General features: G+C 71.1%; 2 protein-coding genes. One reads left to right on the top strand and one right to left on the bottom strand.

What is annotated here, in order from left to right:
• Positions 1-1852 (top strand): bifunctional polysaccharide deacetylase/glycosyltransferase family 2 protein (locus IE277_RS46310; protein WP_229882593.1); only part of this gene is annotated, 1852 nt, incomplete at its 5' end.
• A gap of 240 nt (positions 1853-2092) precedes the next feature.
• On the opposite strand, the gene IE277_RS46305 is transcribed toward IE277_RS46310, so the two are convergent.
• Positions 2093-3064, bottom strand: a complete 972-nt coding sequence (locus tag IE277_RS46305; protein WP_189960110.1) for an LAETG motif-containing sortase-dependent surface protein — start codon at positions 3062-3064, stop codon at positions 2093-2095.
• Positions 3065-3622: the final 558 nt, after the last annotated feature.

Raw genomic sequence — 3622 nt, 5'->3', positions numbered from 1 at the left:
CCTGGAACTGCGCGAGACCCAACTGGCGGTGGCCGGCGCGGCCGGAGTCACCAGCGCGCTGCTGAGGCCGCCGTACTCCTCGAAGAACGACGCGCTGAACGACGCCGACTGGTCCGTCCTGAAGCAGGCCGACGCGACGGGCTATGTCACGGTGCTCTCCACCCAGGACGCCGAGGACTGGCAGCGCCCCGGCGTGGACCGCATCGTCGCGAACGCGACCCCGCACGGACACGCCGGACAGATCCTGCTGATGCACGACGCCGGCGGCGACCGCTCCCAGACCGTCGCCGCGCTGAACACCCTGATCCCCCGACTCAAAGCACAGGGCTTCCGGTTCACGACGGTCGGCGCCGCTGTCGGCATGGCCGGCCCCGTCCGGCCCGCCGGACTGGGCGATCACCTCCAGGGGATGGCCCTCGTCGCGGTGCTGCGGGCCGGCGGCTGGGTCGTATGGCTGCTGGGCCTGCTGATGTACGCGGCCGGAGCGGTCAGCGTGCTGCGCGCGGTGGTCGTGGTGATCGCGGCTCGCCGGCACCGGCGGCTGCGGACCGGGCGCCGGAGCAGGTCCTGGGGGCCGCCGGTGACCGAACCGGTCAGCGTCATCGTCCCCGCGTACAACGAGAGCGCCGGAATCGAGGCAGCCGTGCGTTCCCTGGTCGCCTCGGACCATCCGGTGGAGATCATCGTGGTGGACGACGGCTCCACCGACGGCACCGCCGACCTGGTGGAGGCCCTCCACCTGCCGGGCGTGCGGGTGATCCGGCAGGAGAACGCGGGCAAGCCCGCCGCCCTCAACACCGGGCTCGCCGCCGCCACCTGCGACCTGGTGGTCATGGTCGACGGCGACACGGTCTTCGAACCCGACACCGTCCGCGCGATCGTGCAGCCCTTCGCCGCCCCCCGGGTGGGCGCCGTCTCGGGCAACGCCAAGGTCGTCAACCGGGGCGGTCTGCTCGGCCGTTGGCAGCACATCGAGTACGTGGTCGGGTTCAACCTCGACCGCCGCCTGTTCGACCTCGCCGAGTGCATGCCGACCGTGCCCGGCGCGGTCGGCGCGTTCCGCCGCCGGGCGCTCCTGGCCCTCGGCGGCGTCAGCGACGTGACCCTCGCCGAGGACACCGACCTCACCATGGCGCTGTGCCGGGCCGGCTGGCGTGTGGTCTACGAGGAGAACGCGGTGGCCTGGACCGAGGCACCCGCGTCCCTGAACGCCCTGTGGCGACAGCGCTACCGCTGGTGCTACGGCACCCTCCAGGCGATGTGGAAACACCGCGGCGCACTGGTCCAGCGCGGCGCCGCCGGCAAACTGGGCCGCCGCGGCCTGGTGTATCTCTTCCTCTTCCAGGTCCTGCTGCCCCTGCTCGCGCCGGCCGTGGACATCTTCGCCGTGTACGGCCTGGTCTTCCTGGACCCGGTCCGGATCACCGCGCTGTGGCTTGCCTTCCTTCTCCTGCAACTGCTGATGGGTCTGTACGCCTTCCGCCTGGACGGAGAACGCATGGGCCCGCTGTGGAGCCTGCCGCTGCAGCAGTTCGTCTACCGCCAGCTGATGTATCTGGTGGTGATCCAGTCCGTCTTCACCGCCGTGTCCGGCTCACGGCTGCGCTGGCAGCGCATGGAGCGCTACGGCAGCCTCCGGGCTCCTGCGGGAGCGCAGCCGGAGGACCACGCCGAGGTCGCGTATCCGGAACTGTACGAGACCGCTCATCAGCCGCAACCGTACGAGGCGGTCACCGATGCCGGACCGTACACAGCCGTCCCGGGACCCGGAGCGTACGAGGCTCACCCGCAGTCCTGGTCATACGCTGCCCCTCCTCGGCCCGCGCCCCACGAGACCACCCACTGGTACTGAGAGTTGTGCCCTCCCGGGCCTGTGCTTCGCCGCCGACCGGCTGGCTGTACGGCTACTCGATCGCCGTGTTGATCAAGCGGTCGCCGCCATCCAGGTCCTCGCCATGGTGCGGCTGCCCTCACGCGAGTCGGTCGGCGTGGAGAGCATGACCTGCCCCTGCCCCTGCCCCCTGCCGTGCGGAGGGCCCGCACCCGTGTCCGGATGCGGGCCCTCGGCTCGTTTGTGGCCTGGCTGCCGTTGTCAGGCCGCGGCGCCGCCCGACTTGCGGCGACGCACGACGAACACCGCACCGGCGCCGACCACCACGGCCGCACCGCCGATACCGGCGATCAGCGGGAGCGCGGAGGAGGTACCGGTGTGGGCCAGCGAGCCCGCCGCGTTCGTGTCCGAGACCGGCACGACGTGGGAAGTACCCTTCTTGGCCGGGGCCTTGGACGGCAGCGGGGCCTCGCCGCCGGTCTGCGGGACCGGGGTGGAGCCGGTGGTCGGGGTGCCCGGCTTGACGATGTCGATCTTGTAGGCGGCGAAGCCCGTCGCCACGCAGTCGTTCTTCGTGTCCGGGTAGACGCCCAGACCGATGGTGAGGGCCTTGCCCACCGGGGCCTTGGTCGTGACGTTCAGCCGGAAGCTGAGGCCGACCGCGGTCTTGCCGGGCAGGTCACCCGGTCCCAGGGAGCCGAGGGAGTGCGTGCCGTCGTCCGTGACGTCGAACCACTGCTTGGCGTCCGGGTCGTACGCCTGGAGTGCGACCTGCTTGAGCGTGAACGGGTTGTCGCCGTTCACCGGACCGACGCCCGCGGCAAGCGTGATGTCCTTGATGGCGCCCTTGGACGGGTTGGTCACCGTCATCTTGAACGGATGCCAGCCGCTGCCCCTCACGATCTTGCCGGGCAGGCCGCTCAGCGCGATCCGGAGGGTGGCCTTGTAGTTCGGGTTCTGTTCCTCGCAGAACCCGAGGTCGGTGGGTGCCGCGGTCGGCGTCGGGGTGGCGCTCGGCACGGCCGAGGCTGATTCGGCCGGGGCCGGGGCCCCGCCGGAGGCGGACGCGCTCGTGGTGGCAGAGGCCGTGTCGTCGGCCGCCGCGGAGGCCGTGGCGGAGGCCGTGGCGACGGAGGAGGAGGCGTCCGTGGGGGCCCCGGAGGAGGCCGAGGCGGAGGCGCTGGCGCTCGCGGTCGGAGTGGCTGAGGCCGAGCCGTCATCGGCGTAGGCCACGGTTGCCATCGTCAATGCGGCGGGGGCGACAGCGGCGGTCGTCGCGACTGCCACAAGGGCACGGCGAAGCTTCATGAGACCTCTTCTACGCAAAGAAGAAAACGGAGAGGCCGTAGCGGTGGTGGGGGCACGCGGTGCGGCAGGCGCTGATCTTAAGGCGGCTCGAAGGGAACGCCACAGGACCGAGTCAGCGGATGGATTCAGCCACGCCCGGGCCGGTGACCGCAGATCACGACGAAAGGTGCAGTTGCTCTCGACTCCGTGTTTTCTTCGTGAGGAACCTCACGTTCACCCCGGGCCTGGGCTGCTGACCCGGCCTTTCCCGGAAGGCTCGGCCCTTGATCGCCGACCGCAGGATCGCGAGGTCGGGCGGGATGCCGGTGTGGCTCAAAGGGTTCGCTTCGGAACGGGGTTGCCGACTGAATCCAGTCGAACCGTCCCCAGGCCGATCAAGCCATGGGCGGGCCGACTTTAGCCCATGGCTTACTCATGAACGGCCCGCCGTGGCCACGCTCGCCACGGCCGCCCTCGCCCTGGCCGCCCCCGTCGGCCAGGCGG

The sequence above is a fragment of the Streptomyces alanosinicus genome (assembly GCF_014650595.1).
Classification (GTDB): Bacteria; Actinomycetota; Actinomycetes; order Streptomycetales; family Streptomycetaceae; genus Streptomyces; species Streptomyces alanosinicus.
Note: the sequence above shows the minus strand (reverse complement) of the source record. Positions and strands in the feature narration are given on the sequence as shown.